This is a genomic window from Streptomyces sp. NPDC088354 (genome assembly GCF_044753585.1).
Lineage (GTDB): Bacteria > Actinomycetota > Actinomycetes > Streptomycetales > Streptomycetaceae > Actinacidiphila.
On record NZ_JBIVNJ010000140.1, the window covers coordinates 1 to 2,169 of the forward strand.

The following is a 2,169-nucleotide window of genomic DNA, read 5'->3' on the forward strand; positions in this document are numbered from 1 at the left end:
ACATCTCGCTCAACCGTCGAGGAGCCTCGTCCGTTCTGCACGAGTCGCCGACCGGCCGACCGTCACCCGATCGGTGGCCTCGCTGAAAAGGCTCACTGTTTGTCTGGTCAAGCCGCCGCTGCGCGAGTACGTGTCCGCCGGGACATTGGCGGGGCGCCTGGCGGGCCTGGCTGATCCGCGTCGTCGCCGTGGCCGGCGTCATTGGTTGGTGAGTGTGCTGGTGGTTGCCGCATCCGCCGTCCTGGCCGGTGCCCGCTCCTACGCGGCGATCGGGCAGTGGGCACGCAGTGCGCCGCAGGACGCGCTGGCCCGCCTCGGTGCCCGCTTCGCCGGCGTACTCCAGGTCCGTGTCCCACCGAGCACGGCCGCAATCCGCCGGATCATCGCCCTGACCTGCCCGGGCGGACTCGCGGACCTGACCGGTGCCGATCCGGCCGGCACCACCACGCTCGCCGTGGACGGCAAGAGCGCCCGGGGATCACACAGCGGCGAGGTTCCGGCAGCCCATCTGCTGGCGGCGATGACCGCAGACGGCCGGACCGTCACCCAGCTGCGGGTGCCGCACAAGACAAACGAGATCACCTGCTTCGCCGCGTTGCTGGATCCGTTCGACCTGACCGGTGTCACCGTCACGGCCGACGCGCTGCACACCCAGCGTGAGCACGCGCGGTTCCTCGTCGAGGACAAGCAGGCCCACTACCTGTTGATCGTCAAGGCGAACCAGCCCGGACTGCACCAACAGTTACGTTGCCTGCCCTGGAAGGACGTCACCGCCCGGCGCTACGACCGCGAGCGCGGCCACGGCCGCAAGGAGACCCGCGTGGCCCGGGTCCTGACCGTCATCGGCCTGGCGCTGGACTTCCCGCACGCGGTCCAGGCCGCTCGCATCACCCGCCACCGCACCGACCTCAAGACCGGCAAACGCACCCGCCAGACCGTCTACGCCCTCACCGACCTGACCGCACGACAGGCGTCACCCCAGGTCATCGGGCAACTCGCGCGATCACAGTGGACCATCGAGAACCGGTTGCACTTCGTGCGTGACACCGCCTTCCGCGAGGACGCCTCCAAAATCCGCACCGGCCGAGGGCCAGAAAACATGGCCACTCTGCGCAACCTCGCGATCAACGTGCTCCGACAGGGCGGCCACACCAACATCGCCGCCGGCCTCCGCCACACCTCCTACAACCCCTTCACCAGGCCACTGGACCTGCTCGGCATCGCCTGACCTGCACGATCACACCGCAACCCGACTTTGAAACAGCCCTGGGACGGGGGGAGGTCCTGTCGCGGCGGATAGCGAACATGAGCACAGCTGCTGGAACTGACCAGGACGTACTGAACGTGGCCGCCGGAGATGCGGTGACGTGGCGGTCAGCCTGAACGCCAGTCGGGCTGCGCCGTGATCGCCCTACTGACCGCACACGGGCAGTGAGGCGTCTCTCGGAGTGTGGACACGGGGGTTTATGCCGCGAGTGTGAGTCTATGCCCTCGCTGGTGCTGTTGTTCGAATTCGACGGGTGAGAGGTAGCCGAGCGCGCTGTGGCGCCTGCGGGTGTTGAAGTAAGTCAGCCACTGGAAGATCTCCAGCCTGGCCTGGCGCATCGTCATGAAGCGCTTGTCGTGGATCGCTTCCCTCTTCAGTCCCTGCCAGAAGCTTTCGGCGAGGGCGTTGTCGCAGCTCGACCCGACGTGGCCCATACTTCTGCGGATCCCGTATCGGTCGCTGACCTGCGAGAACGCGGTGGATGTGTATTGGGCGAGTTCAACCGGTCGTTGCAACACCGGGCTGCTGTAGTGAGCGTAGCTGTTCCTCGAAGACCTCGGCCGGGGTCTTCCAGCCGAGGATCTTGCGGGGTCGGTTATTGATCGCCAGGGCGACGGCTTCGAGGTCCTCGGCGGACCACCGGGACAGGTCGGTGCCCTTCGGGAAGTACTGCCGCAGCAGCCCATTCGTGTTCTCGTTCGTGGGTCGCTGCCAGGGCGAGTGCGGATCGGCGAAGAACACCTTCGTCCCGGTCTCGAGCGCGAACTGGACATGCCCGGAGAGTTCCTTCCCCCGGTCCCAGGTCAGTGAGCCTTTTCAGCGGGGCCACCGATCGGGTGACGGCCCACTGGTTGGAGACCGGTGCGAAACGGACGAGGCTCCTCGACGGTTGAGCGAGATGT

Annotated in this window: 1 protein-coding gene and 2 pseudogenes; 1 reads left to right on the forward strand and 2 read right to left on the reverse strand. The window is 66.9% G+C overall.

Annotated features, from left to right (window positions below; all coding sequences use genetic code 11):
* The coding region (locus ACIP98_RS42305; protein WP_401982205.1) for an ISAs1 family transposase at positions 1-1,228 on the forward strand (1,228 nt) is incomplete at its 5' end.
* 236 nt (positions 1,229-1,464) lie between these two features.
* Here the strand turns inward: ACIP98_RS42305 and ACIP98_RS42310 are convergent.
* Both ACIP98_RS42310 and ACIP98_RS42315 read right to left on the reverse strand, forming a co-directional pair.
* A pseudogene (locus tag ACIP98_RS42310) lies at positions 1,465-1,761 on the reverse strand (integrase core domain-containing protein); the annotation flags it as partial.
* A 4-nt stretch (positions 1,762-1,765) separates the two neighbouring features.
* Positions 1,766-2,077 (reverse strand): annotated as a pseudogene (locus tag ACIP98_RS42315) (IS30 family transposase); the annotation flags it as partial.
* Positions 2,078-2,169: the final 92 nt, after the last annotated feature.